The following is a 26,602-nucleotide window of genomic DNA, read 5'->3' on the forward strand; positions in this document are numbered from 1 at the left end:
ATGGTCCCGCCGCCCGCCCACCCGGCACAGATGCCGGCCACCGCGAACACCTATGCCCCCGGGGTGACTTGCGCATCAGGGCGGCTGTCGGTGGCGTACGGCCGGGTGGATCTCCCCCGTCGTCGTGCACGGCGGGCGGGTCGCGGGCGTCCGGGCCTTCTCCGACACCGCCGTGGACGTCGCCCTCTTCAAGGACCACGTGGCGGAGCACGGGCCGGTGCCGGACGCGGGTCTGGCGGCCGAGGCGGCGCACCTGGCCCGCTGTACGGGCGTCGACCGCCCGGTATCCGTCCGGGTGATCTGAGGACCGGGCGGGCGGCGGGGGCCGTCACCACCGGGGATTGTCGTACCCCGGTGCGAAACTCGGGCGTATGCGGTGGGTGGTGGGTGCGTCGGAGGGCGGGGGTGTGCGGCTGTGCGCGGTGGACGGTGCAGGACGGCCCGCCGGACCGGTGAGCGAGGAGCCGGACCTGGTCACGGCGGTGCGGGCGCGGCCCGAGGTGGAGCGCTGGGTGTGGCGGTCCACGGCGGAGTCGTACCGCGCACTGCTGGCGGCGGGGGTGCGCGTCGAGCGCTGCTACGACGTCGAGGCCGCCGAGGCGCTGCTCATCGGGTACGAGGAGGGTCAGTCGGGCCAGCCGAGGTCGCTCGCGGCGGCCTGGGCGCGGCTGCGCGGCCTGCCGGTGCCCGAGGACCCGCCCGTGCGGAGCGCGGACACCCAGCCCTCGCTGTTCGACGCGGCCCCGGTGCCGCTGCCGCCGGGCACGGACGAGTTCTCCGTGCTGCTGGAGGTGTACGCCGGGCAGCTGGCGCGTACGGAGAAGACCGCACGGCCGGAGCGGATGCGGCTGCTGCTGGCGTCGGAGTCGGCCGGGATGCTGGTGGCCGCCGAGATGTGGCGCGCCGGGGTGCCCTGGCGCGCGGACGTGCACCGCGCGCTGCTGGACGAGCTGCTCGGCGAGCGCTATCCGGGCGGCCTGGAGCCGCAGCGGCTCGCCGAGCTGGCGGACGAGGTGTCGCGGGCCTTCGGGGAGGGCGTACGGGTCCGCCCCGACCTGCCCGCCGACATCATCCGGGCGTTCGGGCAGGCCGGCATCAAGCTGGCCTCCACCCGCAAGTGGGAGCTGCTCCGCCTCGACCACCCGGCCGTCGCGCCGCTCCTGGAGTACAAGCGGCTCTACCGGGTGCACACGGCGCACGGCTGGTCCTGGCTCCAGCAGTGGGTGCACGAAGGCCGGTTCCGCCCGGAGTACCTCCCCGGCGGCACGGTCTCCGGGCGCTGGGCCACGAACGGCGGGGGCGCGCTGCAGATCCCCAAGGTGATCCGCCGGGCCGTGGTCGCCGACCCCGGGTGGCGGCTGGTGGTCGCGGACGCGGACCAGATGGAGCCGCGGGTGCTGGCCGCCGTCTCCCGGGACCGCGGGCTGATGGAGGTGGCGGGCAGCGGCCGCGACCTGTACGCCGACCTGGCGGCCCGCGCCTTCGGGGGCGACCGGGCGCAGGCCAAGCTGGCGCTGCTCGGCGCGATCTACGGCCAGACCTCGGGCGACGCGCTCAAGCACATGGCGGACCTGCGGCGCCGGTATCCCGCGGCGGTGGCGTACGTGGACGACGCGGCGCGGGCGGGCGAGGAGGGCCGCCTGGTGCGCACCTGGCTCGGCCGTACGAGCACACCCGCCTCGGTGGCCCTGCCGGACGAGGCGGGCCTGCCGCAGGAGACGGCCCCGCCCTCGTACGGCAGCACGGCGGGCGACCGGGCGCGCGGCCGCTTCACGCGCAACTTCGTCGTCCAGGGCAGCGCGGCGGACTGGGCGCTGCTGGTGCTGGCCGGGCTCCGCCGGTCGCTGCAAGAGGCGGGCATGCGGGCCGAGCTGGTCTTCTTCCAGCACGACGAGGTGATCGTGCACTGCCCCGAGGAGGAGGCGCCCGCGGTCGCCGAGGCCATCGCGGCAGCCGCCGACCTGGCCGGCCGGATCGCCTTCGGCCCCACCCCGGTCCGCTTCCCGTTCACCACGGCGGTGGTGGAGTGCTACGCGGACGCGAAGTGAGGCGCGGTGCGGCCGGGCGGGGCGTCGCCCGGCGCCGCGCGCGGCGGGCCGGCGGCGGGGGCACGAGGCCGCGTCCGGGCCGGGGGACGGCGCCCGTACAGGCTCTAAACTCCGGGGAGGCCCCGGTGCGGCCGGCCGGGGCGTGTGGACGTGGATGACCGCCATCCGGGAGAGGACCAGCGTTGACCGGTACCGAAGGGACAGCCGACGGCACTGCCGAGGGGACTCCTGACGCCGGGCCCCCGGCCGACGACGCCACGTCCGCGGTCAAGCTCGGCCCCAAGGACCGCCGCAAGCGGATCGCGGACCGGGTGCTGGCCGAGGGCCAGGTCAGCATCGAGGACCTGGTCAGGGAGCTCGGCGTCAGCCAGATGACCGTCCACCGCGACCTGGACAGCCTGGAGCACCAGGGCTGGCTGCGGAAGGTGCGCGGCGGTGCCACCGCGGCGCCCAACGCCCTGTTCGAGTCCAACGCGCGCTGGCGCGGCAGCGAGCACGTCGCCGCGAAGGAGGCGATCTGCGCGGCCGCGCTGGCGATCGCGGAGCCCGGCCAGGCGGTGATCATCGACGACTCCAGTACGGCGCTGCCGCTGGCCCGTTCGCTCTCCGGGCGCGGCGCGTACACCGTGATCACCAACTCCCTGCAGGTGATCAACGAACTGGCCGACGAGCCGGACATCCGGGTGATCGCACTGGGCGGCGAGTACCACGCCGCGTTCAACGCCTTCCTCGGCATGTCCACCGCCGACATCGCGCGCAGCTTCCGCGCCGATGTCGCCTTCCTGTCCACCTCCGCCGTCGACAACGGCCACTGCTACCACCAGGCGCAGGAGAACGTCCTGGTCAAGCGGGCCCTGATGGCGGCAGCGCGGCGCAAGGTGCTGCTGGTGGACCACTCCAAGTTCAGCCGTCAGGCGCTGTACGAGCTGGCCCCGCTGGCCGACTTCGATCTCGTCATCTCCGACCAGGATCTTCCGCAGGAGGAGCAGGAGGCGCTTCAATCGCTGGGTGTGCGCTACGAATTGGTGGCGACCGACGACTGAGGCGGAGGCGGCGGACGTGCGGGGACTGCTGAGCGGACGTGCGCGGACCGCGGGACGGAGCGGCGGATGAGCGAGCTGGAGCGGATCAACCCGCCGCAGCTGTCCCCGCCGACCGGCTTCAGCCACGCCGTACGCGCCGCTCCCGGCACGCTGGTCCTGCTCGCCGGGCAGACGGCGCTGGACGGCGCGGGCCGGATCGTCGGCACGGACGTCGTCGAGCAGTTCGAAGTGGCCCTGACGAACCTGCTGGCCGCCGCGGAAGCGGCCGGGGCCGCCCCCGCCGACCTGGGCAAGTTGACGGTGTACGCGGTGGACGTGGCCGACTACCGGCGCAACGCCGCCGCCATCGGCCGGGTCTGGAAGCGGCTGGTCGGCACCGACTACCCCGCGATGGCCGTGATCGGCACCACTCGCCTGTGGGACGAGGCCGCGCTCGTCGAGATCGAGGGCGTCGCGGTCGTCTCCTGACCACGGCGGCCGCGGGCCGCGACGGCGTACCGGTACGCGGCTCTCAGCGGCCGTACCAGCCCGCCAGCGTCTTCTCGTCCGCGTCCGTGAGCGCGACCCGGAAGACCTCCGCGAGCACCCGCGGCAGCTCGGCGGCGGCCACCTCGCGCACGTCGCGGGAGTAGTCGGTGCCGGTCAGCGTCAGCTCCGTACCGATCAGGGTGCGCCGCAGGCCGTGGTCCGGGCGCTGCACCACCAGCCGCTGGACGAACGGGGACCGCGGGTGGCCGGCCATGTAGTGGTTGAGGACGGCGAAGTCGACGGCGTGCCGCGGCTCCGCCCCGAAGGAGTACAGGTCGAACCAGCCCTCGGGGTGCAGCGACCGCACGACCCACGTGGGCTCCCCGTCCGCCGTGTCGTCCCGCTCGATGCCGAAGGTCCAGCCGCCCTGCCGCTCCTGGTACCCGGCGCGCAGCGGCAGCGGCGCGAGCAGCGCCTCCCCGCCGAATCCGACGTCGGTGATCCAGTCCGCGCCGTCCAGCCGCACCTTCAGCAGCGCGTGCGTGGTGGGGCGGACCTTGTCGTCGCCCATCCGGATGCGGGCACCGAGCCCGGAGACGACGAAGCCGAGCCGCTCCAGGGCTGCGGCGAAGAGCAGATTGTGCTCGTAGCAGTAACCGCCCCGGCCCCCGCTGACGAGCTTGTCCTGGAGGCTCGGCACGTCCAGCGCCACCGGCCGGCCGAGGAGCACGTCGATGTTCTCGAAGCCGATGGCCGTGACGTGTGCGGCCTGCACCGCGCGCAGCGTCTCCAGGGTGGGCGCGCGGTCCCCGGCGTACCCGATGCGTGCCAGGTAGGCGTCCAGGTCCAGCTGTTCACCGGACCAGGCCGACTCGGACATGGTGTCTCCTCCGGACGTACGACGGGGCCCGGTCCGCGCGCGAACCGGGCCCCGGATGGCACAGGCGATTCTGCCTGGCCTTCGTGTCACTTCCGGTGGCGGGCCACCTCGGCGGCGTCCTTCTTGAACGCCCAGGTCATCTTGGGTTCCATCGCCCACCGGAACGCGCGTTGCACCGGTGGGGTGCACAGCACCGTGATGATGGTGCCGGCGATCAGCGTCAGCGCGATCGCGCCGAGCGGGGTGTGCATCCAGTGGTACTCGTCGTACCAGCCCCAGAACCGCGACCCCTTGGCCAGGAAGCCGTGCAGGAGGTAGCCGTACAGGGTGCCGGCGCCGAGTGCGGTGAACCACATCTTGCGGCCCGGGACCCAGGCGAAGAAGCACGCGACCAGGACGAGCGAGCAGCCGAACATCGCCAGCGTCATGACGGCGCCGGACCACCACGGCGCGGCCAGTTCCTGCGCGCTGTCGCGGTGGTAGAACCACGCGGCGTTCATCCGGGGCGCGGCCCAGTACGCGAAGACCAGGGCGGCCGCGAAGACCGGCACGGCCAGCATGCGGGCGCGCTTGTTGCGCACCAGCAGGAAGTGCTCGGGCTTGAGGCACAGGCCGATCACGAAGAACGGCAGGAACTGCAGCACCCGCTGGAGGTCCAGGTCGTCACCGATGTCCGGCGAGACGGACGCCAGAACGGCGATGGCCAGCGCCAGCGGGACGGGCCAGCGGACGACCTTCCAGATCGGCGTGGTGAGCCGCCAGACGAACAGCGCGACGAGGAACCAGGTCAAGTACCACGGGTCCAGCAGGCTGATGGGGTACGACGGGTCGTCGTCCGCCACCCGCTTGAACATCGTGTACGCCGTCTCGAAGAGGATGTACGGCACGGCGACGCCGGTGATCAGCCGCTGCAGCCGGTCCTTGCGCATGTCGAAACTGCGCGAGAAGTAGCCGGAGATGATGATGAAGGCCGGCATGTGGAACGCGTACACCGTGATGTACAGCGCGGCCGCGCTCCGGCTGCCGTCCCGCAGCGGTTCCCACGAGTGGCCCATCGCCACGAGGACGATGGCCAGGTACTTGGCGTTGTCGAAGAAGGCGTCGCGCTGCTTGCCGTTCTTCGCCGACGTGTCCGGCTTCCGGGCGGCCTGCCGTCCGCCACCGGTGACCGCCGCGTCCTTGACCGCGGCGTCCGCGGGCTCCGGAGCGGTCCGGGTGGGGGGAAGAGGGGTGCGCCGCTCACTGTGCGACTGCGCGAGATTGTTCACGTCCCCTCCCCCAGGCAACCCAGGGAGAGAATTCTCCGTCTTACCGGAATTGCGGGGAGCGAGGCAGCTGAGAACATCAGAGGCACCCTAGCCCGGCACGCCGAATCCCGTAAATCGTCTCCTCACATGCTTCACATGCCAGGTACGTCACACGCGGCGAGGGAAAAGCGGATCGTGCAGGTCAGAGGATGACACCGTCGATTCCGTACGCAGTGAAGGCCCGTTTGGCCTGGCCTGCCGACACGCCCCACGTGTGCACTTCCAGCCGTTCGGCGTGCGGTCCCCACAGGCTGTGCACAGCGGACACATAGGACGAACTCAGGCCTTTGAGCGGCGGGTTGATCCAGTCGGCGAACCGGGCGTACTCGGGAAGCTCGGCGCGGCTCGGCGTACCGAGCACCGCGGTACGGACGTCCGGCCGCAGCTTGTGCACCTCGCGGACGGCGTCGACGCCGAAACTCTGGACGACGAGCCCGTCCATGACGTGCGTCGCGTCCAGCCAACCGGACGCCCGGAGCCGGCCGATCACCTGCTTCTCGATACCGGGGTACTTCTCCGGATTCTTGATCTCCAGCAGGAGGCTCTGGTCGTTGTCGTCCAGCCGGTCGAGGTAGGACGCGAGGGTGGGCACCCGCTGGCCCGCGAACTTCTTGCCGAACCAGCTGCCGGCGTCCAGCTTGGCGATCTCCGCGGCGGTGAAGTCCCCCACCCGCCACGGCGACCGCTTCGGGTAGACCTTCTCCGCATCGGTGGTCCGCTTGAGCGTGGCGTCGTGAATGACGACCAGCTTGCCGTCCTTGGTGCGCTGCACGTCGTTCTCGACCCATTCGACGTCGCGCCGGTCGGCCTCGTCGACGGCGGCGAGGGTGTTCTCGGGCGCGTACTCGGCGGCGCCCCGATGCGCGATCACCGTGGGGCCGCCGAGCGGCAGCCCCTTCTGGGCGGAGACCAGGCGGACCGGGGCCGGCGGAGCGGCGACACCACCGCTCCCGGTGCCCGCGTCGGCGGCGAGCACCGCCGCGAAGAGAAGGACGAAACCGGCTGCGGCGCTGCGGACGGCGCTTCGGAGCATGGGGCCTCCTGGACGCTGGCGACGGGCCTCGCGTGCCGGACAGAGCGGACCGCCCCTGTCGGGCACGTGGAGCCCAGGACAACTGCCACCACAATTGCACCAGTTTATCCGTTTTCCCATTCCGGTGCGCCAGGTGGGCTATCCGCCCTCCGACAGAGCGCCCGGAGAGGGGTGGCGACATGACGTAAGCACGTTGAGTAATTGACTGACCAACGCTCATCCGCCGCGCCCCACCACGTCACACGAGGGACCGCAACTCCGGCAGCACGTCGGCGTCCGTACCGTCCAGCGCGGCCAGCGACAGCCGCCACTGCTCCCCGGACTCGGCGCCCCGCCCCAGCGCGCGCAGCACGTGGCCGTACTCGTACCGCGCCTTGCCCGAGGTGTACGCGTCACCGCGCGCCTCGGCCAGTTCCAGCAGCGTCTCGCACTCGCGCGCCGCGCGCTCCGACCGCGTCAGCCGCCGCAGCGCGCGGATCAGCCCGAGCCGGCTCTCCGAGACCGTGTGCCAGTCCGTGGCCTCCTCGGGCGAGTGCAGCGCCGCCTCGAAGTGGCCGACCGCCGCCTCCGGTTCGCCGAGCGTGAGATGGGCGCAGCCGATGTTGCAGCGCGCCGTCTGCTGCAACCGCGCGCTGTCCAGCCGTACGCCCGCCTTCAGGCTCCGCCGGTGGTACTCGATGGCCTTGCGCGCGTCGGTCAGCTCGTAGAGATTTCCCAGGTTGCTGAGGCAGATCGCCACCGCGTGGTCGTCGCCGAGCCGGTGCGCGTACGCCAGCGCCTCCTCCTGGGCCGCAGCCGACTCCTCGGCCCGCCCCAGGACGTACAGAAGCAGCCCCCGATTGCCGAGCGCCCGCTGCAGCCACTCGTCGTCGCCCAGCAGCCGTGACCGCGTGATCACCTCGTCGACCAGCGCCAGCGCCTTCTCGTAGCGCCCGGACATGTAATACGCGCCGGCCAGGTCGCTCGTCGCGACCAGTTCGGCGCCCGCGTCCCCCGACTCCCGCGCCGCGGTGCGGGCCAGCTCGCAGAGCTCGGCCAACTCCTGGGTCCGCCCGCGCGCCTGAAGGTAGGGGACGAGCATGCGCACCAGCGTCACCGCCGCGTCCCGGGCATGCTCCGTACGGCTGTGCCGGGTCACCAGAGCGTGCATCACCGCCAGTTCACGATCGGCCCAGGCGCATGCCGCCTCGTTGTCCGCGAAGGGCGCCGCCCGCTCCGCCGGCTCACCCACCAGCCGCAGCTCCCGGATGCGCGTGGCCGGCCGGAGCACCCGGACGGACTGCGCGGCACGGGCCGCGAACCACTCCACGCCGCGCCGCACCACCGCGGCCCGCTCCGCCGCTTCCTCGTGCCGCGCGGCCAGTTCGCGCGCGAAGTCCCGTACGAGGTCGTGCGGCGCGTACCGGCCGAACGCCACCTCCTCCAGCAGCGCCACGTCCACCAGCCGGTCCAGCGCGGCACCGGCCCGCCGGACGCCCGCCCCCATCAACCGGGCCGCCAGCTCCGTCTCGTACTCCGGCAGGTCCAGCGCCCCCATCCGGCACAGCACCAGCGCCGCGTCCCGATCGGCCGACCGCTCCGAGGCGACCAGCGCGTCGTACGCGACGGCCAGCGGGCGCCGCACGCTCAGGTCGTCGTACTCCAGGTGGTCCAGCCGCCCGTCCTGCCCGTCCAGCAGCTCGACCAGCGCCTCGACGGTCAGCGCGCGGCGGGCGGCCAACCGCGCCGCGACCACCCGCAGCGCCAGCGGCAGCTGCCCGCACAGCTCCGCCAGCCGCCGGGCCGCCGGACTGCCGGCCGGCACCCGGCCCTGCCCCGAGACCCGGCCGATCAGGTCCACGCTGGCCCGCTCCGAGAGCCGGGCCAACGGGAGATGCACCGCACCGTCCAACGCCGCCAACGGCGACCGGCTGGTGACCAGCACCGCGCAGCCGGGATCCGCCGGCAGCAGCGGGCGCACCTGGGCCGCGCCGGCGGCGTCGTCGAGGACGAGCAGCATTCGGGTCCCGGCGAGCGTCGAGCGGAACAGCGCCGAAGCGGCGTGCACGTCGTCCGGCACCCGGCCCCTCGGTACGCCGAGATCGCGCAGCAGCGCCTCCAGCGCCTGGAGCGCGGCCATGGGCGCGCCGCCGGGGTCGGCGCCGCGCAGGTTCAGGAAGAGCTGCCCGTCCGGGTAGCGGTCGCGCAACCCGTGGGCGACGTGCACGGCCAGCGCGCTCTTGCCGACCCCGGCCATGCCGCTCAGTACGGCGGTGGCGGGCCGGCCGCCGTGCGGCGTCAACGCCTCGTGCAACGCCGCCACCTGATCGTCCCGGCCGAGGAAGGGGTCGGGCGGCGGCGGGAGTTGAGCGGGCCGCGGCGCGGGCCTCGCGCTGGGGGCCGTTGCGCCGGGGCCCGCTGTGCCGACTTCCGCCGCTTCCGGTGCCGCGCGTGCGTGGTCTCCCTCGGGGGCGGCTTGCGCGGCGCCTCTTTGCGCTGCGCCCTCTTGCGCTGCGCCTTCTTGCGCTGTCCCCTGGTCTCGCGCCGCACCCTGACCCCGCGCATCCTGACCTCGCGCTGCCCTCCGGCCAGAAATGTGCGCTTCGGGCTCCGGGTCGTCCCGCAGCACCTCCTGGTAGGCCTCCTGCACCGCGGCGCCCGGTTCGACGCCCAGCTCCTCCACCAGCCGCCGGCGCAGCGCGTGGAAGACCGCGAGCGCCTCCGCCTGCCGCCCCGTGCGCCGCAGGACCAGCATCAGCTGCCGGTGGCAGGACTCGCGCAGCGGATGCTCGGCGACCAGCCGGGACAGCTCGGGCGCGAGGCCGCCGTGCCGTCCCAGCCGCAGCTCGGCGTCGTACCGCCACTCCAGCAACTGGAGCCGTTCTTCCTCCAGCTGGCGCACGAAGGGCTGCGCGTCGAGCGCCTCGTGCACCTCCTCGGGCAGGCCGTCCAGCGGCCGACCGCGCCACAGGGCGGACGCCCCCGCGGCCTCCTGAAGCACCGCGGTCCAGTCCCCCAGCGTGTACGCCTCCCGGGCCCGCCGTACGGCCGCGGTGAACTCGGTGCTGTCCAACTCGCCGTCGTCCACGCGCAGGAGGTACCCGGGCGCCACCGAGCGGAGCCGGGTGTCGTCGTCCGCTCCGAGCGTTCGGCGCAGCCGCGTGACGTGGTTGTAGAGCGAGGCGTTGGCCGAGGCGGGGGCCCGCGCGCCCCACAGCGCGTCCTTGAGCACCTCGACCGGTACGACGCGATTGGCCCGCAGCAGCAGGGCGGCCAACAGCGCCCGGCCCTTCGCGCTGTTCAGCGGCCGGGTCCCGCCCGCGCCGTCGTGCACCGTCAACGGGCCCAGCAGGCCGAACCGCATGTTGCTCCTCCGTACAGGCCGACCCGTTGGCCACATGGTTGGCCACATGTTAGTCAGCCGTTGGACCCGTCCGATGAGATCGTCACATCGGATCCGGCTCGTCGGTGCGCCGGCGCGCACACCGACCGTCGGGGGAGCGCAACCGCCGAGCCGGATCCGCGGCCGTACCGCTGTCGATCACACGCAGTCCGGGAGGTTTTGACGGCGCCCGAAGAGTGACAGTCTCTGGGGGACCGGCCAGCCTCGACAGGGAGCCTCGCGTGGAAAGCGACCACAGCGGCAGCGGCGACGACGACTGCAGTACCGCCACGGACGAGGCCGTACGGCAGCGGGCCGTCGCGCTCGTCCAGCGGATCCTGGACCGCGCGTACGAGGACGAGACCGAGCTCTACGCTCACCTGGACTGGCTGGAGCAGGCCCTGCGCTGCCGTTACGTCAGCGACTTGATCTTCTGGCCCGACGTGCCGCCCAGCGCCGAGGACGTCGTCCGCCAGGCGCTGTCCTTCGGACCGGCCATTCCCCGGCCGCGCGGCTGCCCGACGGATCACACGAACACCCGGCGCTGAGGGCCGACTCCCGGCCCGCCGACTCCCCCACGCCGAGGACCTGCGTCGCCCCGTCCGCGTCGCCGGGCAGTGGCTCGGCCAGTGGCTCAGAGCGGGTGCGAGGTGGGCACCGGACGCGGCGCGACGGGCACCCGGCCCCTCCGCGCCATCGGCGCCCGCGCCGCCGCGCGAGCCGGCACCCCGGCGCGTACGGGCATGCCTGCGCGTGCCGGAGCCCCGTTGCGCCCCGGGGCCACCGCGGGAACCGGCGCCGCGCCCCGGGCCGGCGGCGTGACCACGGCAGGCAGCCGAGAGCCGGGCGGACCGCCGGGCCGGCCGGGGCCGCCGAGCCCCTGACCGGTGCCCCGCACGGTGTCCTCGTGCGGCCATCCGGCGGCAGCCCCCCGGGCGGTGCCCGCCCGCCATTCGGCGAGCAGCCGGTCGTAGATCGGGGTCGGCTCCGTCCCGGGGCGCGGCACGGCTCCCGGGCGCTGGCTGTCGAGAAAGAGCTCCACGCCCGTGCCAACTCGGAGCCATGGCCGGAGGTTGCGGCCGACGCCCGGACGGGTCAGGGAATACGCCTGCATCGGGGACACCATGAAGATACGTTCCCGCACCTCCGAACAGGCCTGCTCCGTAAGGGAGGCGGGGCGATGCCGGAGGGTGAGGACGGCACCGCCCCGCGAAGGCCCACGCATCACGGCCGGTGACACGTTCCGCCACACCCAGCGCAACGCCGTTGCGGGGCGGGAGGTAATGATTCCGGACCCGCTGCCACCCGCCCGAGCACTCAGGGCGGCCCGCCCGGCGGTACGCGCCACTCGTACCGGCCCCCCTCACCGGCCGTCCGCCGCGCGCCTCGAATGGCCGCAGCCCCGCCGCGCACACCACCGCACGCGAAACGGCAGGTCAGACGATGTGACCGGGAGCAACTGCCGCACACCGTGGGGAGTCGATGAATTGCGCGTGGCGACCGCGCTTTGCACCGTGACGGTATCTCGGCGTCCCCGACGCACCGCTCGGCAGTGCCGCTCGCAGGTACCGCCGTACCCACCAGCGACCGCCCCGACCGGTCACCCGAAAGGACCCCCATGCGCATGCCCCGGAAGCCCGGACTCGTCGTCACCTCCGCCGTCTGCGGCGCCCTCGTCCTCGGCGTGGCCGGCCCGGCCGCCGCAGCCGCCACCGAACGGGCGGCCGCGCCCCCCGACACCGCCGGCCAGGCCCCAGGCGCCGACACCCCGCAGAACAAGGACTCCGGCGGCCTGCTGGGCGCCCTCTCCGACGTGCTCCACGTGGTCGGTGACGCGTTGAAGTCCGATGACGACAAGTCCGACACGCAGACCAAGGCCGAGGCCCAGGCCGTCGCCGACGAGCTGTCCCGGCTGCAGGGCCGCGACGTGATGTCCGCCCCGGACAACCAGGCGGGTCCGACCGCCGGCGACGCTCCGCCCGACGTCTACGCCCAGGCCGACCCGTACGCCCGGACCGATCACGCCGACGCGGACTACCGGGCCACGGCGCGCCCCGAAAACCGGGGGCCGGCCCTGCAGCGGGCACAGGAGCAGAACATCGGCGTCCTGCACTCCAAGCTCCTCGGCCTCATGTCGGCCCTCGGCTCCGACGACCGGGAAGACCTGGGGACGGCCGCCGAGGAGACCGTCTTCGCCACCACCAACCTGGCCAAGACCATCCTCGGCAGCGTCCAGCGACCCTGGGGCCAGGCGCCCGGAACATCCGACATGCCCCAGCAGTCGCCGCTCTCCCGACCGCCGGCCGGCGAGACCCCGGACGTGAACTACTGAGCGCCGCACCCGTCGCCCGGCTCCTCCGGCACCCGGCCTAACCCCTTCGGACCACACCCGCCATAACCCGCGGCCGGGACCGCCGGTTGTACGTGGACGTGGACATGAAGGACGACGACGAGTACGCGGACCCGCAGCCCCCGCGCGTGCCCCGGCCCGGCCGCTGGGTGCGGGAGGAGCCGACGCCGATCTACGACCGGCTGCTGGCGGAGTGGCACGCGCGAGGCCCGTTCCCGCCCCGCCGCGAACTCCCCGACGACGCCGAACCGCAGGCGGACCCGCCGCTCCGGGCGCCACGGGTGCCCGACCCGCCGCGCCGGCCGCCCCGCCAGCGCCCGTACGAACTCTGACCGTACGGACCCGGCCGTCCGTACCGCCCGCCCCGGCCGCGGCGGCCGGGGCCGTCGCCGTGCCGGTACCGTGCGCCGGCGTGCCGCTCCTGTCGGCCCACCCGAACGGCGAAAGGCCCGGGCCGCCCCTCCGGAGAGGGTGCGGCCCGGGCCTCCGACGGCATTCCTAGTGGTTGCCGGTACCGTTCGCCGACAGGATCGGCACGTTCTCGAGGAGGTGCGCCAGCGACTGGTCCCCCTTGTCCTGCGAGGAGTTCTCGGTGCACTGCATGTTCTGCTGGTCCGAGAGGATCGGGATGTCGTCGATGAGAGCGATGGGGATCTTGTAGAAGGCGATGCAGGGCTTGTTGAAGGAGCCCTGGATCAGGCCGATCTGCGGGCTCATGTTGCCTTGCGTGGTGGAGTTGCCGTAGGCCTCGGCCGCGCCGTTGCCGGTGACGCTGGCGGGCCCGTGGTCGTCTCCGATGGCAAGCGCCTGCGGGGCAGTCGCGGCCGACACCCCGACGACGGACGCCGCCACCGCGGCGGTGGCCATGAACTTCTTGATCACGATTCACCCTTCTTGTTACTGAATGCCCGCATCCGGAGCGCTCTGCCCAACTCATCTCAGCGGGTTTGGTTGTGCAATTTCACCCATATGATTCTTGGCCCGGATCCCGAATTCACTGTGGCGGCGCAGCCGCACGAAGGAATAACGGCACGGGCGTTCGTCCATACGTTCAAGAAAACCCGCACACCCTTCCATGAAATCGATGCACCGCCGGGCATCCGCCGTTCGACGGTAAATTCGGCGGTGCGCCGGACAACGGGCACCGGCACGGTATGTTGAACGAGCGGCCGACCGGCGAGGACGATTCCGTTCCCCTTCATCCGGAACCGTCCTCGCGGTCGCGGGCCCGGACGGGCCGTACGCCGTCCCGCTGCGCGGCGGCCGATCCTTGCGCCGGATCGGCCGCCCGGCGGTGCGGGCCAGGACTATTTCAGCGCCACCAGGGGCGCGTTGCCCACGAGTCCGGTGGCCCCGTCCACCAGCTTGTCGGCGTTGCCGTGCTTCACTGCTCCGGCCGTCTCCGCCAACCGGTCCAGCACCGGATCGACCTCTTCGCCCCTCGTCCTGGCGAGGGCGTCGTACACCCCGCCGTTCAAGCTCATGTGCGGTGAGGTCGTAGGGGAGGCATCGGCGAACGCAGGGGTCGCACCTACCAGCACCGCCACGGAGCCGGCGAGGATTGCCGCGGTCTTCACGAGCTTCATCTTCAGCGTCCTTTCCACAACAGGGTCTTGCCACAACGGCGCCCTGCGTGTCGTGCAGGTACTGCGGAGTGCCGCGCATTCCGCTGCCGGCACCCTGGGTAACGACCCGGCCTCCGTACGGAAACTACGCCTCTGTCGCTTTTTCCGACGACACTCGAACGACGCGAATTATTGCTGATTTGCAGGCGTTATCCTCTGCGCCGTCCCGGAGCAACGCCGACCCATCCATAAGGAAATCTGAATTTCTCCCCGGTGGCCTGCACCGGCTCCGTACCGTGCTGCCCGGCGGCGCATGGGGCACCCGGCAGCGGGTTTCAGCGCCGCGCCGTACGTGCCCGGCGGTACAGGATCGCCCCGCCGACCACCAGCGTGGCTCCGGTACCGGCCGCCACACCGATCCACTGGGTACCGGTGCGGGCCAGTTGCGTTCCCACGGACTCCGGCTCGGTGGCGCGCGGCGCCGCGTCCGCCTCCTGGTGTGCCGGGCGCGCGTCCTTCCCCTCGTCGGCCCGCGGCTTCTCCTGCCCGGCCGGCCGCGACTCCTTCGGCCCACCCGGCCGCGGCGACTCGGACGTCACATGCTGCGGTACGGAGTCGTCGGCGTGCTCCTGCTCGTCGGCGTACTCCTGCTCGCTCGACGAGGAGACGCAGCGGTTGCCGAAGGCGGGATTCAACAGGCCGACGACGTCGACGGAGTTGCCGCAGGCGTTGACCGGTACGTCGACGGGTGCCTGGGCGTTGTTGCCCGAGCCGGCGCCCGGTGAGTTCTGCGTCGAGCCGGTCGCGCTCGCGCCCCCACCGCTGTCCTTGCCGCCCTCCGCGTGCTGTTCGCGATGCGCTCCGTGCGCCTGCCCGTCGTCACCTCCCCCGTCACCGGCACAGCCGTTGCCGAAGCTCGGATTGAGCGCCCCGACGGCATCCACGCTGTTCCCGCAGACGTTCGCGGGCAGCTCCACCGGCGCTTGGACGGTGTTCCCGGAGAGGACGCCCGGGGAGTTGCCGCTTCCGCTGCTCGCCCCCGCGTCCGCGAACGCGATGCCTCCGGTCACCCCGAGCACACCCGTGGTGGCCGCGGCGGCGAGGAGACCCTTTGCCAGGACCTGTCGCATTGGTCTTCCTGTCTTCGCTTGCCATCGCGTAAGGGCTGCTGCCCGTACGCCCGTAACTACAAGGCGGCCCCGGGGCGCATGGCATGCGTCCCGAGGCCGTCCAGGTCGAACTCGCACCTGCGTGCGTCGCGGACGTCAGTCGTTGACGCAGGTGTTGCCGAAGGCGGGGTTCAGCAGGCCGATGATGTCGATGGTGTTGCCGCAGACGTTCACCGGAATGTGAATCGGAATCTGGGCGACATTGCCGGACAGCACGCCCGGAGAGTTGTTGGCGGCACCGCTGGCACCCGCGTCGGCGAACGCCGGCGCGGCGGCGCCCGCAGCCATCAGCGTTCCAGCGGCGACCGCGGCGACCTTCGTGTACTTCACTTTCAGCCCTTTCTGCAGCGAAGTTCGTAACGGTCACGACCTTCGTGCCGCACGAGCGCTATCCCGATCGCCCGTAACAACGCTGCCGTGTCTGGTAACGAGCACCCTGGAGAATCGAAACCCCACCACCCGAACTTTCCGCGGAACCCCCTCTAATGACCCAACGAGTCGGCCCGACGTAATGCTTGTAGGAATTTCCGTTCGTCACCTCTTCGGTGCCGGATTCGGCGGCCGAGGATTCCCCGCGGAACTTTCCGAGAACGCGATAAGGCCCGGACCGCCAGCGGAGAGAACTGGCGGCCCGGGCCTTCGCGGACGGTGAGGATCAGCTGTTGCCGGTACCGTTCGCCGACAGGATCGGCACGTTCTCGAGGACGTCCGCCAGCGACTGGTCCTGCTTGTCCTGCGACGAGTTCTCCGCGCACTGCATGTTCTGCTGGTCGGAGAGGATCGGGATGTCGTCCACGAGAGCGATCGGGATCTTGTAGAAGTTCAGCAGGCACATGTCGTTCAGCGTGCCCTGAGTCAGGCCGTCCTGGGGGCTCATGTGGCCGTGCGTCGTCTGGTTGCCGTAGGCCGACGAGGAACCGTTACCGGTCATCGAGGTGGGGCCATCGTCGTCACCGACCGCCAGCGCCTGGGGAGCGGAGGCCGCCGCCATTCCGATGATGGATGCCGCCACGGCTCCCGTGGCGAGGATCTTCTTGAACACGATTCACCCTTCTCAGTGCAGATTGCCCGTAGTCGGAGCGAACTGGTCAACGCGATCCGATGGGTTTGGTTCTGTACTGTCACCCGAATGAACGCGCAACGGCGCGGCAGCCTGACGCCCGGAAGGACATCAGACTGCCGCGCCGTACGGAAAACGGACCGCAGCCGCATTGCCGTAAACCGACTCATAGGCCGGCGCGCGGCACACCTGTCATCGGTTGAGGCACGGGTTGCCGAACGTCGGGTTGAGCACCCCGATCACACTGACGGTGTTGCCACAGGCGTTCACCGGAACATGCACGGGGACCTGGACCAGATTCCCGGAACCGACGCCCGGGGAATTCTCGGCGGCACCGAACGCGCCCGAACCGGAGGTGGCGGACGCCATACCGGAAGCCCCGAGTACGGCGGCCCCGGCTACGGCGGTGAGCAGGGCGGTCTTGACAACGCGCGACATAGCAGTACCTCTTCACTGAACAGCGGACGGTGACGTCGGCTTCGATTCCTTCGCCCAGTTGGGCTAACAAACCGATCAACGCATCAACGGTCGGACGGGTACGGTTCCGATCGGGTGAATCACTGGTCAGGTGTACGGGCCGCAACACGCCGAAGGCCACTTCGGCGACCGATACGCACTCCGGCGTTCCGCACCAGCCAGAATTCGGAACGCAGCCGATCGGCCCCGCACATTCAGCGCATTGAGCCGATCGAAGGTTTATCGGCGGCTGCCCGTAGCCGATGGACCGGAACTGCGTTCAGCACGATGCGGCGCCCGTCCGGAGCCGCGGTAACCATCCCTGGAGGGATTCCCCATGAAGAATGCCCACAAGGCCGCTCTGGTCCTGGCCGCTGCCGGCCTCGCCACGGGTGCCGCTTCCGGTGCCGCGCTGGCCGACAGCGGCGCCTCCGGCGCTGCCGTTGGTTCGCCGGGTGTCCTGTCCGGCAATGCCGTCCAGGTTCCGATCCACGTTCCGGTGAACGTCTGCGGCAACACCATCGACATCATCGGTCTGCTGAACCCCGCTTTCGGCAACACCTGCGTCAACGACTGACGTCCGCGCACGGCAGGAAACAGCGGAAGGGCCCCGCGAGAGCGAGGCCCTTCCGCTTTCCGTTTCCCCTGTGAAGAACCGACGTACCCTCCCTCAGAGGAGGCTGATGCCGCCGAGGTCGTAGTCGAAGTAGTGGTGGTGGTGACCCCAGCCGTGGTCCCAGCCGTGATCCCAGCCGTGGTCCCAGCAGCTGTGGGACCAGCAGGGCCAGGTCGCCGAGGCGGACGTCGGGGCGGCAGCGGCCTCTTGCGACTGTGCCGAGGCCACGCCGGAGAGCGGGACAACGGCTGCCGCCGTGAGCGCGGCGGTGGCGGCGAAGCGTCCGATGAACTTGCGCATGGTCTCTCTCCTTCTGCGCAGAAATGGGACACAAGAATGATGACAGCCGCACACTGTTCGACGCTCGTCCAGCCCTACTAATAACTCCGGTGGGGGAATCCGGTGGCCGCCTTCTCGCGCACTTTGCCACCCGGCGTTATGGTGCCCCGAAAAACGGCGGCGCTTGACCTTTCAACTGAACGGCCGAATACGGCACCCGATCGGCCGATCGCCCCGGAAAAATAATGCCCGAAGGATTCGGAAGCCCGCATCGCGCGGCAGGACGCCGGCGAGGGGTCGCCGCCGGGTACGTGAGTCGGCTCCGGCGGCGACCGTGCGCGAGAAGGCGTGGCTCCCCGTCCGCGTCTTCTGGCGCTGTTTTCGCCCGTCACCGGCCGCCGGGAGCGCGGGATGACCCCGACGGGACAAGTCCGGGAGGGCGGGGCCGGAAGACCGCGACGTCGCCGCAGACTCGGCGGATCTCCGGCCGTTCATGGGCCCGGATGACGATCTCGGGGGCTCGGAGATCCACTGCTGCACGCCGTACCGGGAGGTGTGGTGCCCACTGCCGGTACGGAACTTCCGTACGGCTCCGAGGCTAGAACCTCCGCCCCGCTGCCGGAAAGCCCCATTCACGACAGCCTGCCGCTGCCCGGCTCGCCGCCCGGCCGGGCAGACGGTCACTCAGCGGTCGCGCTCCTCGGGCCGGCGGGTCCGTTCGGCCTGCCCGGTCCGGTCGTGCTCCTCGGGCAGATCGGTCTCGATCTCCTCCTTGCGGACCTCGCCCCGGACGGTCTCCTCGTCGGTGCGCTCCTCGGTCGTCAGACGGACCCGCTCCACCGGTACGGTCTCGGTCTCCACCACCGGCCGCTCCTCGTGCAGCGTCACCTCGTGCTCGGCCTCGGAGATGTCCGGCCCGGCCATCGCCGCGTCACGATTGGCCTCGGTGATCGGTTCCCGTTCGATACGGGCCTCTTCGTGCCGCACCGGAACGGTCCGCTGGACCTCCTCGGTGACCACGTACTTGCGCAGCCGCGCGCGCCCCGCCTCCCGGCGCTCGGTCCCGGTGCGCAGCCGCTCCTCGGAGCGCGTCATCGCGTCGTCGGTGGACTCTCCTGCGACCGCGGGCCCGGTGGCGGCGGGGCCTCCGGCCTCGGCGGTGGGCTCCTCGGTCACGGGTCCCGGTGCCGCGGCCGCGGCAGACCGCTCGGCATCCGGCCGCGCAGTGCCCGGGCGGCTGCCTTCCGCCGGCTGCGCGGACCACTGTTCCGCCTTCTCGTCGACGAGGCCGTAGTGCACGAACAGCCGCTCCTCGTCGGACGGGGACAGATGCCCGCCGGCGTCCACGTCGACGTGCGGGGCGTCCTTGACCGTGCTCTTGGGGTACGGCACCTCCAGGTGGTCCTGAACGACAGTGGCTTCCAGAGTGGGCACGAAGGTCTCCTTCGTACCGAACAGACCGGTCCTGACGGTGACCCAGTCGGGCCGGCCCGTCAGGTCGTCGAAGAAGATGTGCTTGGCGTCGCCGATCTTGTTGCCCTCGGCGTCGTAGACCGGGTGGTCCAGCACCACGGGTATCTGCTCCTGGGTGATCACTTTCACCCTCCTTGTCTTGGCCTGACCGCATCCGCGTAACCGGCGCCCGAGACCGGAAACAGGGATGCGCGGACCGAAGCGGCCACAACCGGGGCTGCTGTTCCGCCGCCCTCGCGTCCGGCCGCGCCCAACGGTGCCGAGGCAGCCGCAAGCGCACCGCCGGGCGCTCCATCCGCCCAGCTCGGACGCCTTCCGACCACCGCCCGGGACACACCGCGCACACCAGCCGTCTACGCGACGCCGCACAACGAGAAGCCCACATCGCGTCACCGGTAGGGGCAGCAAGAAGCGGACGCCCGGCCGCCAGATGCCGAGGGGCCGGGTCCCCCGACGAACCCTGCCGGACCGGCCCTTCCGGCCCCACGACACGACGCAGCGCACTCCCTGCGACCGGCTCAAGACGCAGAAGAGCGGGCGCCCACCGGCGATCCCGCTGCCGCATCCGATAACGGAAGAAGCCCCAGGTCACGGATGTGACCTGGGGCTTCCCCTCGCCGAGCCGCCTAAGGGAATCGAACCCTTGACCTACGCATTACGAGTGCGTCGCTCTGGCCGACTGAGCTAAGGCGGCGTGGTGCGCGGCCCAGTCTACACATGGCGGAGGGGTGGTTCGTAATCGACTTCGGCGGCGGTAGGCGAGGTCAGGAGCAGCGCTTGTTCTTGGCGGGCGGGGTGCCCTCCAGGAGGTAGGTGTTCACGGCGGTGTCGATGCAGTCGCTGCCGCGACCGTACGCGGTGTGGCCGTCGCCCTCGTACGTCAGCAGGCGTCCCGACGAGAGCTGGGACGCCAGGCCGCGGGCCCACGGGTACGGGGTCGCGGGGTCGCGGGTGGTGCCGACGACGAGGATCGGGGCGGCGCCCTTCGCCTCGATGCGGTGCGCCTCCCCGGTGGCCTTCACGGGCCAGTACGCGCAGTTCAGCGGGGACCACGCGAAGTTCTCGCCGAAGACCGGGGAGGCCTTGCGGAAGGCGGGGAGCGCGGCTTCGACCTGTGCGGGCGAGGAGAAGGCGGGCGGCAGGTCGAGGCAGTTCACCGCGGGGTTGGCGAACATCTGGTTGGCGTAGCTGCCGTCCGGTTCCCGCTCGTAGTACGAATCGGAGAGGGCGAGCAGGCCGCTGCCGTCGCCCTTCTGCGCCTTGGCGAGATACTCGCGCAACAGTGGCCAGGCCGCCTGGTCGTACATGGCGGCGATCACGCCGCTGGTCGCCAGGGACTCGGTGAGCTTGCGGCTCTCCCCCGTGGCGACGGGGTGCGCGTCCAGGCGCCGGAAGAAGGCGGAGAGCCGCTTGCCGGCATCCGCAGTGCTCTTGGTGCCGAGCGGGCAGTCGCGCTTCTTGATGCAGTCGGCGGCGAAGGACGTGAAGGCGGTGTTGAAGCCGGCGGTCTGGTCCTCGTTGAGCTGCCGCGAGGTGAGCGAGGGGTCCATCGCGCCGTCCAGCACGAGCCGGCCGACGCGGGAGGGATACAGGCCGGCGTACGTCGCGCCGAGGAAGGTGCCGTACGAAGCGCCCACGTAGGTGAGCTTCCGGTCGCCGAGGACGGCCCGGAAGATGTCCATGTCGCGCGCGGCCTCGACGGTCGAGACGTGGCCGAGCACCTTGCCGGAGCGGGACTTGCAGCCGTCCGCGAAGTTCTTGAAGGCGGTGGTGAGCTTCTTCTGCTCCGCCTTGTCGTCCGGGGTCTGGTCGACCTGCGTGTACGCGTCCATCCGCTGGTCCGAGAGGCAGCGCACCGGTTCGCTGCGGGCGACGCCGCGCGGGTCCATCGCGACCATGTCGTACCGGGCCTTCACGGCGGCCGGCTCCGGTGCGTACTGCTGGAGGTAGTTGATCGCGGAGGCGCCGGGACCGCCCGGGTCGACCATCAGGGAGCCGAGCCGCTTGCCGGGGCCGGTGGCCTTCTTACGGGAGACGGCGAGCTCCAGGTCGGTGGCGCGGCTGGGCTTCGCGTAATCGAGGGGCGCCCTGAGGGTGGCGCACCGGAAGCCCTTGGGGCCGCAGGAGCGCCAGGTCAGCTTCTGGTCGTAGTACGGGCGCAGGGCTGCCGGCACGGCCGCGGGCAGGGGTTCCAGGGCCTTGGACGCCTTGTCGCTGTCCGGGCGCGCGTCGGGACCGTTCTGGGCCGGGGAGGCGACGGTGTCGCCGTCCGTGCTCGCGGACGAGCTGCAGGAGACGAGCAGCGCGGCGGCCGCGAGCAGGGCGCCGGAGGTACGAAGCAGACGGCTGGTGTCCATGGGTACGGTCCCTCGGTCGGCGGCGGGCGGCACATGGCTCGGTGACTGTTCGTGACCAATGGTGACAGTTGGCGACAGCTCTGGGGAGCGTATCCGTACCGCTGCGCTCGCGCCCGGCCTATTGCCCTCGTCCGAGTGACTTCAGCCGCCCGGTGGGCACCGCCCGGCCACATCGACGGGGCACGGGGTGGCCGGCCGGGAGCCCGTACGTGCGCCACGGCCGACCCCTGCGCGTGCGGACGCTCAACTCGCTCGGAGGGCGGCTGTCATGGCTTCGACGGCCAGGAGCGGTGCCACGTTGCGGTCCAGGGCCCGGCGGCAGGCGAGGACCGCTTCTATGCGGCGCAGGGTGCGCTCGGCGGTGGAGCCGGTGGCGATGCGCTGGACGCTGTCCCGTACGTCCTCGTTGGCCAGCTCGACGGCGCTGCCGAGCTGGAGCGCCAGGACGTCGCGGTAGAAGCCCGTCAGATCGCTGAGGGCGAGGTCCAGGCTGTCGCGCTGGGTACGCGTGGAGCGCCGCTTCTGCTTGTCCTGCAGGTCCTTCATCACGCCCGCCGTACCGCGCGGCAGCCGGCCGCCCGTCCCGGCAGCGGCGCCCAGCGCGGCCCGCAGCTCCTCGGTCTCCTTGGCGTCGACCTCCTCGGCGACCTGCTTGGCGTCCTCCCCCGCCGCGTCGATCAGCTCCTGCGCGGACCTGAGGCAGCCGCCGATGTCGTCGATCCGGAGCGGCAGCTTGAGGACGGCGGCGCGGCGGGCGCGGGCCCGCTCGTCCGTCGCCAGCCGGCGGGCCCGGCCGATGTGCCCCTGGGTGGCGCGCGCCGCGGCACCGGCGGCGGCCGGCTCGATGCCGTCCCGCCGCACCAGCATGTCGGCCACGGCCGACGTGGCGGGCGTCCGCAGCGTCAGCAGGCGGCAGCGCGAGCGGATGGTGGGCAGCACGTCCTCGATGGACGGCGCGCAGAGCAGCCAGACCGTGCGCGGCGCGGGCTCCTCGACGGCCTTCAGGAGGACGTTGCCCGCGCCCTCGGTGAGGCGGTCGGCGTCCTCCAGGACGATCACCTGCCAGCGGCCGCCGGCCGGCGACATGGAGGCCCGGCGGACCAGGTCGCGGGTCTCCTTCACGCCGATGGACAGCAGGTCCGTACGGACCACCTCGACGTCGGCGTGCGTCCCGACCATCGCGGTGTGGCAGCCGTCGCAGAAGCCGCAGCCGGGGGCGCCGCCGAGGGCGCGGTCGGGACTCACGCACTGCAGCGCGGCCGCGAAGGCACGCGCCGCGGTGGACCGGCCGGAGCCGGGCGGCCCGGTGAAGAGCCAGGCGTGCGTCATCCTGGACGCGCTCATGGAGGCCGGCGCGGACTCGGACACCGCAGCGCGCCCCGCCTCCTCGACCGTGACCAGGGCGTCCGCGTCGCGCGCCGCGGCGGCGAGCTGATCCGTCACCCGCTCCTGGCCCACCAGGTCGTCCCACACCGCCATTGCCGCTCCGCCGTCCTGTCCGTGTCTGCCGTGCACCGTCGCCCGCCGTGCCGCCGCCGATGGCGGTCACGTACGTGTACGGATGTCGCGCCGCCGCCCCGGGTGGCCCGTCGCCTTCCATTGTGGTGGACGGGACCGACATCCCGGACCGCCTGTGGACAACCCCGGCCGAAGGAGCCCGCCGGAGGTTCCGGAAAGCCGACCGGAAAAGCCCCGGCCCCCGGCACGCCGTACGCGCCAGGGGCCGGGGCCCGGAAACAGGGCAGGTCAGCGGCGGCCCCAGTGGCCGCGCTGCTCCTTCTCTTCCGTCTCTTCCGTGTCGCGCGGGCCGAGCAGTTCGTCCGCGAGGGTCGGGAGGTCGTCCAGCGGGGTCTCCTCGGCCCACTCCGGGCGTCGGCGGCCGGCCGGCCGCGGCTGCTGCTGCTCGTACTGAGGGTGCGGCTGCTGCGGCGCGTACGACTCGTACGGCGACTGACCGGCGGGCCGGCCGTGGGTCGGCAGGCCGGTCGCCGGGTCGATCTGCGGCAACTCGGCCGTGCGCTCGACGCTCGACTCGCCCGCGGGCCGCCGCGTACCGCCCTCGTCCGGGCGGAACATCCACGACGGCACCCGGTCCTCCGGGCCCTCGGAACGCACGGGCGGCAGAACGGCGGTCTCGTCGGCCGCGCGGCTCCGGTCGGCGTCCTCGGGCCGTACGGACGGCAGGACGGCCGTCTCGTCGGCCGCGCCGGCGCCCGCGGTGGGCGCCCGCCGGCCGTCACCGGACCCGTCGTCGTCCGCGGCCGCCTCGGGCTGCGGCAGCACCGCGGTCTCTTCGGAGTCGAAGCCGGTCCGGTCGTCCCGGTCCGCGGCGTCCGCGGCGTCCGCGGCGTCCGCGCCGGAACGGGGCGCGTTGCCGAAGCCGGGCGCCGCCTCCTTGCGCATCTCCACCCGCGGCGTCCCGCCGGGCACGGTCTCCGCCGCGTCCGAAGCGGTACCCCGCGTGTCCGCCTGCGGCTCCTTGCGCATGCTGATGACCGGCGTCTCGGTCGTCGGCGCGTCGGCGTCGTGCACGCCCTCGGCGGCCGAGGCCGCGGCGAGCCGCGCCTGCTCGGTGCGGAGCAGCGCCTCCTCCGCCTTGCGCTGCTTCTCCAGGCGACGCTCCTCGGCCTCCTGGCGGAGCCGCTTCTCCTCCTCGTGCTGGCGGCGCAGCCGCTCCTGCTCGGCCTTGCGCGCGGCCTCCTCGGCCTCCCGGCGCTTGCGCTCCTCCTCGGCCTGGCGGCGGGCCTCCTCGGCACGCTGCCGGGCCTCCTCCGCCTGCCGCGCCGCCTCGCGCGCCTTGGCCGCCTCGATCTCGCGGCGCTTGCGCTCCTCCTCCTCGGCGCGCAGCCGGGCCAGCTGCTCCTGGCGCTCGCGCTCCTGCCGCTCCTCCTCGGCCTTGCGCGCCGCCTCTTCCTCGGCCTTCTTGCGGGCCGCCTCCTCGGCGGCCTTGCGGGCCTCGGCCTGGGCCTCGACCTCGGTCTCGGAGAGCGGCAGCACCTGGTCCAGGCGGTGCCGTACGACGGTGGTGACGGCCTCGGGCTCCTGGCCGGCGTTCACGACCAGGTAGCGCGCCGGGTCGGCGGCGGCGAGGGCGAGGAAGCCGTTGCGCACCCGCTCGTGGAACTCGGCGGGCTCGGACTCCAGCCGGTCCGGCGCCTCCGTGAAGCGCTCGCGCGCGGTCTCCGGGGAGACATCCAGCAGGACCGTGAGGTGCGGGACGAGGCCGTCGGTGGCCCAGCGGGAGATGCGGGCGATCTCGGTGGGGGCGAGGTTGCGGCCCGCGCCCTGGTACGCCACCGAGGAGTCGATGTACCGGTCGGTGATGACGACGGCGCCGCGCTCCAGGGCGGGCCGGATCACGCTGTTCACGTGCTCGGCGCGGTCCGCGGCGAACATCAGGGCCTCGGCCCGGTCCGACAGGCCGGAGGTGGACACGTCCAGGATGATCGAGCGCAGCCGCTTGCCGATGGCGGTGGCGCCCGGCTCCCGGGTCACCACGACCTCGTGGCCCTTGGCCCTTATCCAGTCGGCGAGCGCCTCGACCTGGGTGGACTTGCCGGCCCCGTCGCCGCCCTCCAGGGCGATGAAGAAGCCGGTCGCGGCCGGGGCCTCAGCCGGGTCGCCGCCGCGCAGCGCCTCGCGCAGGTCGCGGCGGAGCGGTACGCCCTGCCGGTCGTCGGTCTTGCCGAGCACCCACGCGGCGACCGGCAGCAGCAGCGCGCCGACGAGCATCAGCGTGAACGCGGCGCCGCCGTGCGCGAAGACGAACGAGCCGGTACCGAGGTGGTGCGGGCCGATGGCGGCGGCCAGCAGCGGGCCGACGATCGCGGCGGGGGCGACGGCGAGCCGCACGACGGCGTGCAGGTGCTCGGTCGTACGGGAGGTCCGGAACTCCTCGGCCTCCTGGTCGAGCAGGACGTGCCCGGTGTTGGCCGCGACGCCGGCGCTCACGCCGGCGAGCAGGGCCAGCAGCAGGACCGTGGTCGGGTCGGGGACCAGGCCCATGGCCAGCAGCGCGAGGCCGGTGACGGCGACGGCGAGGGCGAGCAGCCGGCGGCGCGAGAAGCCGGGCAGGATCTTGCCGGCGCCGCGGATGCCGAGGACCGGGCCGCCGCTGAGGGCCAGCACGAAGAGGGCGAAGCCGACCGGGCCGCCCCCGAGGTCGCGTACGTGCAGGACGCTGAGCGCGACGGCGGCGGCGATCGCGGCGGCGACCGCCGCGCAGGCCAGCACGAGGAGCGGGATGGCGCCCGTACGCCCCTTGTCGACGCCCGTGCCGCTCTTGGGCCGGCGCAGGCCCTCAAGGGGCGAGCGCGGACGCGGCGTACGGGAGCCGGGGAACGCGAGGAAGTACAGGATCGAGACGGACGCGGCGAACAGGCCGGCGGCCACGTACGAGCCGAGGGCCGCCTGGTGGGTGTGGAACCACGCGATGCCCGCGCCCAGGGCGTTGCCGAGGAGGGTGACGAGCAGCAGGCCGGCGGCGGCGATGGGCAGCGACACGAAGCCGGTGCGCAGGAAGAGCCGGCGCAGCGCGTCGTGGTGGTCCGGCTGCGGTCTCACGGCGTCGCCCTCGGCGGGCGGCGCGGGCAGCAGCGCGGGGGCCGCGCTCTCCCGGCACACCGTCCAGAAGCGCTCGGCGACGCCGGTCACGAAGGCCGTGATCAGCACGCAGGCCAGGGCGTTGTCCGGGAGCCAGTCGATCCACAGGGGGGCGATGATCAGCAGCAGGGCCCGCACGCCGTCCGCGGCGATCATCGTCCAGCGACGGTCCAAGGGGCCTTCGGGAGCGGTCAGCGCGGAGAGCGGGCCGAGCAGCACGGCACCGAAGAGCAGCGTCGACAGCAACCGGGCACCGAAGACGGCGGCGACCGCGAAGGCCGCGCCCCGGTATCCGCCGCCGAAGGCCGCGGCGCCTCCGTGGGGGGTGAAGACCGCCGCTTGAAGCGCGAGCAGGACCAGGACCAGCACGCCGAGGGCATCACCGATGCCGCCGACGAACTGGGCGCTCCACAGCCGTTTGAGGGGAGGGAAGCGCAGCAGGGCTCGCACGGCGCGCTCGCGGGAGTCCGCGGCGAGGGCGCCGGATGTGGGGGTCACGACCGTTGGCTGCTCGGTACGCGTCATTCCGCCAGCC

General features: G+C 72.5%; 24 protein-coding genes and 1 tRNA gene. 9 read left to right on the forward strand and 16 right to left on the reverse strand.

Going from position 1 to position 26,602, the window contains the following annotated elements; genetic code table 11:
• Nucleotides 1-124: 124 nt before the first annotated feature.
• The 4 genes from IF20_RS16950 (at nt 125) to IF20_RS16965 (ending at nt 3,559) form a co-directional block, all read left to right on the forward strand.
• Nucleotides 125-304 carry a hypothetical protein gene (locus IF20_RS16950; RefSeq protein ID WP_052866042.1) on the forward strand — a complete coding sequence of 60 codons (180 nt, stop codon included), beginning with the start codon at nt 125-127 and terminating at the stop codon, nt 302-304.
• 67 nt (nt 305-371) lie between these two features.
• Nucleotides 372-2,048 carry a bifunctional 3'-5' exonuclease/DNA polymerase gene (locus IF20_RS16955; protein ID WP_052866043.1) on the forward strand — a complete coding sequence of 559 codons (1,677 nt, stop codon included), beginning with the start codon at nt 372-374 and terminating at the stop codon, nt 2,046-2,048.
• A 182-nt stretch (nt 2,049-2,230) separates the two neighbouring features.
• Complete coding sequence (locus tag IF20_RS16960) at nt 2,231-3,091, forward strand: DeoR/GlpR family DNA-binding transcription regulator (RefSeq protein WP_407702516.1); 861 nt, start codon at nt 2,231-2,233, stop codon at nt 3,089-3,091.
• A gap of 66 nt (nt 3,092-3,157) precedes the next feature.
• Nucleotides 3,158-3,559, forward strand: a complete 402-nt coding sequence (locus IF20_RS16965) for a RidA family protein (RefSeq protein ID WP_052866044.1) — start codon at nt 3,158-3,160, stop codon at nt 3,557-3,559.
• A gap of 43 nt (nt 3,560-3,602) precedes the next feature.
• Here IF20_RS16965 and IF20_RS16970 read toward each other — a convergent pair whose 3' ends face one another.
• From IF20_RS16970 to IF20_RS16985, 4 genes are all read right to left on the reverse strand, one after another.
• Nucleotides 3,603-4,439 carry an arylamine N-acetyltransferase family protein gene (locus IF20_RS16970; RefSeq protein ID WP_052866045.1) on the reverse strand — a complete coding sequence of 279 codons (837 nt, stop codon included), beginning with the start codon at nt 4,437-4,439 and terminating at the stop codon, nt 3,603-3,605.
• A gap of 86 nt (nt 4,440-4,525) precedes the next feature.
• Nucleotides 4,526-5,707, reverse strand: coding sequence for an acyltransferase family protein (locus IF20_RS16975; protein ID WP_052866046.1), 1,182 nt, complete (start codon nt 5,705-5,707; stop codon nt 4,526-4,528).
• Between the two features lie 181 nt (nt 5,708-5,888).
• Nucleotides 5,889-6,779: a glycerophosphodiester phosphodiesterase gene (locus tag IF20_RS16980; protein WP_052866047.1), complete on the reverse strand. Its 891-nt coding sequence runs from the start codon at nt 6,777-6,779 to the stop codon at nt 5,889-5,891.
• A 238-nt stretch (nt 6,780-7,017) separates the two neighbouring features.
• Entirely contained in the window at nt 7,018-10,122 is a 3,105-nt protein-coding gene (locus IF20_RS16985) for an AfsR/SARP family transcriptional regulator (RefSeq protein WP_234426690.1), read from the reverse strand.
• Nucleotides 10,123-10,382: 260 nt separating this feature from the next.
• Between IF20_RS16985 and IF20_RS16990 the strand changes: the two genes are divergently transcribed.
• The 3 genes from IF20_RS16990 (at nt 10,383) to IF20_RS17005 (ending at nt 12,822) form a co-directional block, all read left to right on the forward strand.
• A complete protein-coding gene (locus tag IF20_RS16990) occupies nt 10,383-10,688 on the forward strand; it encodes a hypothetical protein (protein ID WP_234426691.1) in 306 nt (101 codons plus the stop codon).
• 1,076 nt (nt 10,689-11,764) lie between these two features.
• On the forward strand, nt 11,765-12,472 hold the full coding sequence (locus IF20_RS17000) for a hypothetical protein (protein ID WP_199896635.1): 708 nt from the start codon (nt 11,765-11,767) through the stop codon (nt 12,470-12,472).
• 104 nt (nt 12,473-12,576) lie between these two features.
• The gene (locus tag IF20_RS17005; RefSeq protein ID WP_199896636.1) at nt 12,577-12,822 is read left to right on the forward strand and encodes a hypothetical protein; all 246 of its coding nucleotides are present in this window, start codon (nt 12,577-12,579) and stop codon (nt 12,820-12,822) included.
• Nucleotides 12,823-12,988: 166 nt separating this feature from the next.
• On the opposite strand, the gene IF20_RS17010 is transcribed toward IF20_RS17005, so the two are convergent.
• A complete protein-coding gene (locus IF20_RS17010; RefSeq protein WP_052866052.1) occupies nt 12,989-13,372 on the reverse strand; it encodes a rodlin in 384 nt (127 codons plus the stop codon).
• Nucleotides 13,373-13,459: 87 nt separating this feature from the next.
• On the opposite strand from IF20_RS17010, the gene IF20_RS39225 reads away from it, so the two are divergent.
• Complete coding sequence (locus tag IF20_RS39225) at nt 13,460-13,651, forward strand: hypothetical protein (RefSeq protein WP_199896637.1); 192 nt, start codon at nt 13,460-13,462, stop codon at nt 13,649-13,651.
• Between the two features lie 146 nt (nt 13,652-13,797).
• Here IF20_RS39225 and IF20_RS17015 read toward each other — a convergent pair whose 3' ends face one another.
• The 5 genes from IF20_RS17015 to IF20_RS17035 form a co-directional block, all read right to left on the reverse strand.
• Entirely contained in the window at nt 13,798-14,076 is a 279-nt protein-coding gene (locus IF20_RS17015) for a hypothetical protein (RefSeq protein ID WP_052866053.1), read from the reverse strand.
• A gap of 314 nt (nt 14,077-14,390) precedes the next feature.
• Complete coding sequence (locus IF20_RS40715) at nt 14,391-15,185, reverse strand: chaplin (protein ID WP_052866054.1); 795 nt, start codon at nt 15,183-15,185, stop codon at nt 14,391-14,393.
• Nucleotides 15,186-15,320: 135 nt separating this feature from the next.
• Nucleotides 15,321-15,554: a chaplin gene (locus tag IF20_RS17025; protein WP_052866055.1), complete on the reverse strand. Its 234-nt coding sequence runs from the start codon at nt 15,552-15,554 to the stop codon at nt 15,321-15,323.
• A 325-nt stretch (nt 15,555-15,879) separates the two neighbouring features.
• Nucleotides 15,880-16,266, reverse strand: a complete 387-nt coding sequence (locus IF20_RS17030) for a rodlin (RefSeq protein WP_052866056.1) — start codon at nt 16,264-16,266, stop codon at nt 15,880-15,882.
• A 210-nt stretch (nt 16,267-16,476) separates the two neighbouring features.
• Nucleotides 16,477-16,722: a chaplin gene (locus IF20_RS17035; RefSeq protein ID WP_052866057.1), complete on the reverse strand. Its 246-nt coding sequence runs from the start codon at nt 16,720-16,722 to the stop codon at nt 16,477-16,479.
• A 355-nt stretch (nt 16,723-17,077) separates the two neighbouring features.
• Between IF20_RS17035 and IF20_RS17040 the strand changes: the two genes are divergently transcribed.
• Complete coding sequence (locus IF20_RS17040) at nt 17,078-17,317, forward strand: chaplin (protein WP_052866058.1); 240 nt, start codon at nt 17,078-17,080, stop codon at nt 17,315-17,317.
• A gap of 93 nt (nt 17,318-17,410) precedes the next feature.
• On the opposite strand, the gene IF20_RS17045 is transcribed toward IF20_RS17040, so the two are convergent.
• The 6 genes from IF20_RS17045 to tmk all read right to left on the reverse strand — a co-directional run bounded on the left by IF20_RS17045 (nt 17,411) and on the right by tmk (nt 26,592).
• Entirely contained in the window at nt 17,411-17,656 is a 246-nt protein-coding gene (locus tag IF20_RS17045) for a hypothetical protein (protein WP_052866059.1), read from the reverse strand.
• Between the two features lie 663 nt (nt 17,657-18,319).
• Complete coding sequence (locus IF20_RS17050) at nt 18,320-19,231, reverse strand: DUF2382 domain-containing protein (RefSeq protein ID WP_052866060.1); 912 nt, start codon at nt 19,229-19,231, stop codon at nt 18,320-18,322.
• A 497-nt stretch (nt 19,232-19,728) separates the two neighbouring features.
• A tRNA-Thr gene (locus tag IF20_RS17055) sits at nt 19,729-19,802 on the reverse strand.
• A gap of 70 nt (nt 19,803-19,872) precedes the next feature.
• Nucleotides 19,873-21,465 carry an alpha/beta hydrolase gene (locus IF20_RS17060; protein WP_052866061.1) on the reverse strand — a complete coding sequence of 531 codons (1,593 nt, stop codon included), beginning with the start codon at nt 21,463-21,465 and terminating at the stop codon, nt 19,873-19,875.
• 243 nt (nt 21,466-21,708) lie between these two features.
• Complete coding sequence (locus tag IF20_RS17065) at nt 21,709-22,944, reverse strand: DNA polymerase III subunit delta' (RefSeq protein WP_052866062.1); 1,236 nt, start codon at nt 22,942-22,944, stop codon at nt 21,709-21,711.
• 267 nt (nt 22,945-23,211) lie between these two features.
• Complete coding sequence (gene tmk, locus IF20_RS17070; RefSeq protein WP_052866063.1) at nt 23,212-26,592, reverse strand: dTMP kinase; 3,381 nt, start codon at nt 26,590-26,592, stop codon at nt 23,212-23,214.
• Nucleotides 26,593-26,602: the final 10 nt, after the last annotated feature.

This window comes from Streptomyces niger, from assembly GCF_000718305.1.
GTDB classification, from domain to species: Bacteria; Actinomycetota; Actinomycetes; order Streptomycetales; family Streptomycetaceae; genus Streptomyces; species Streptomyces niger.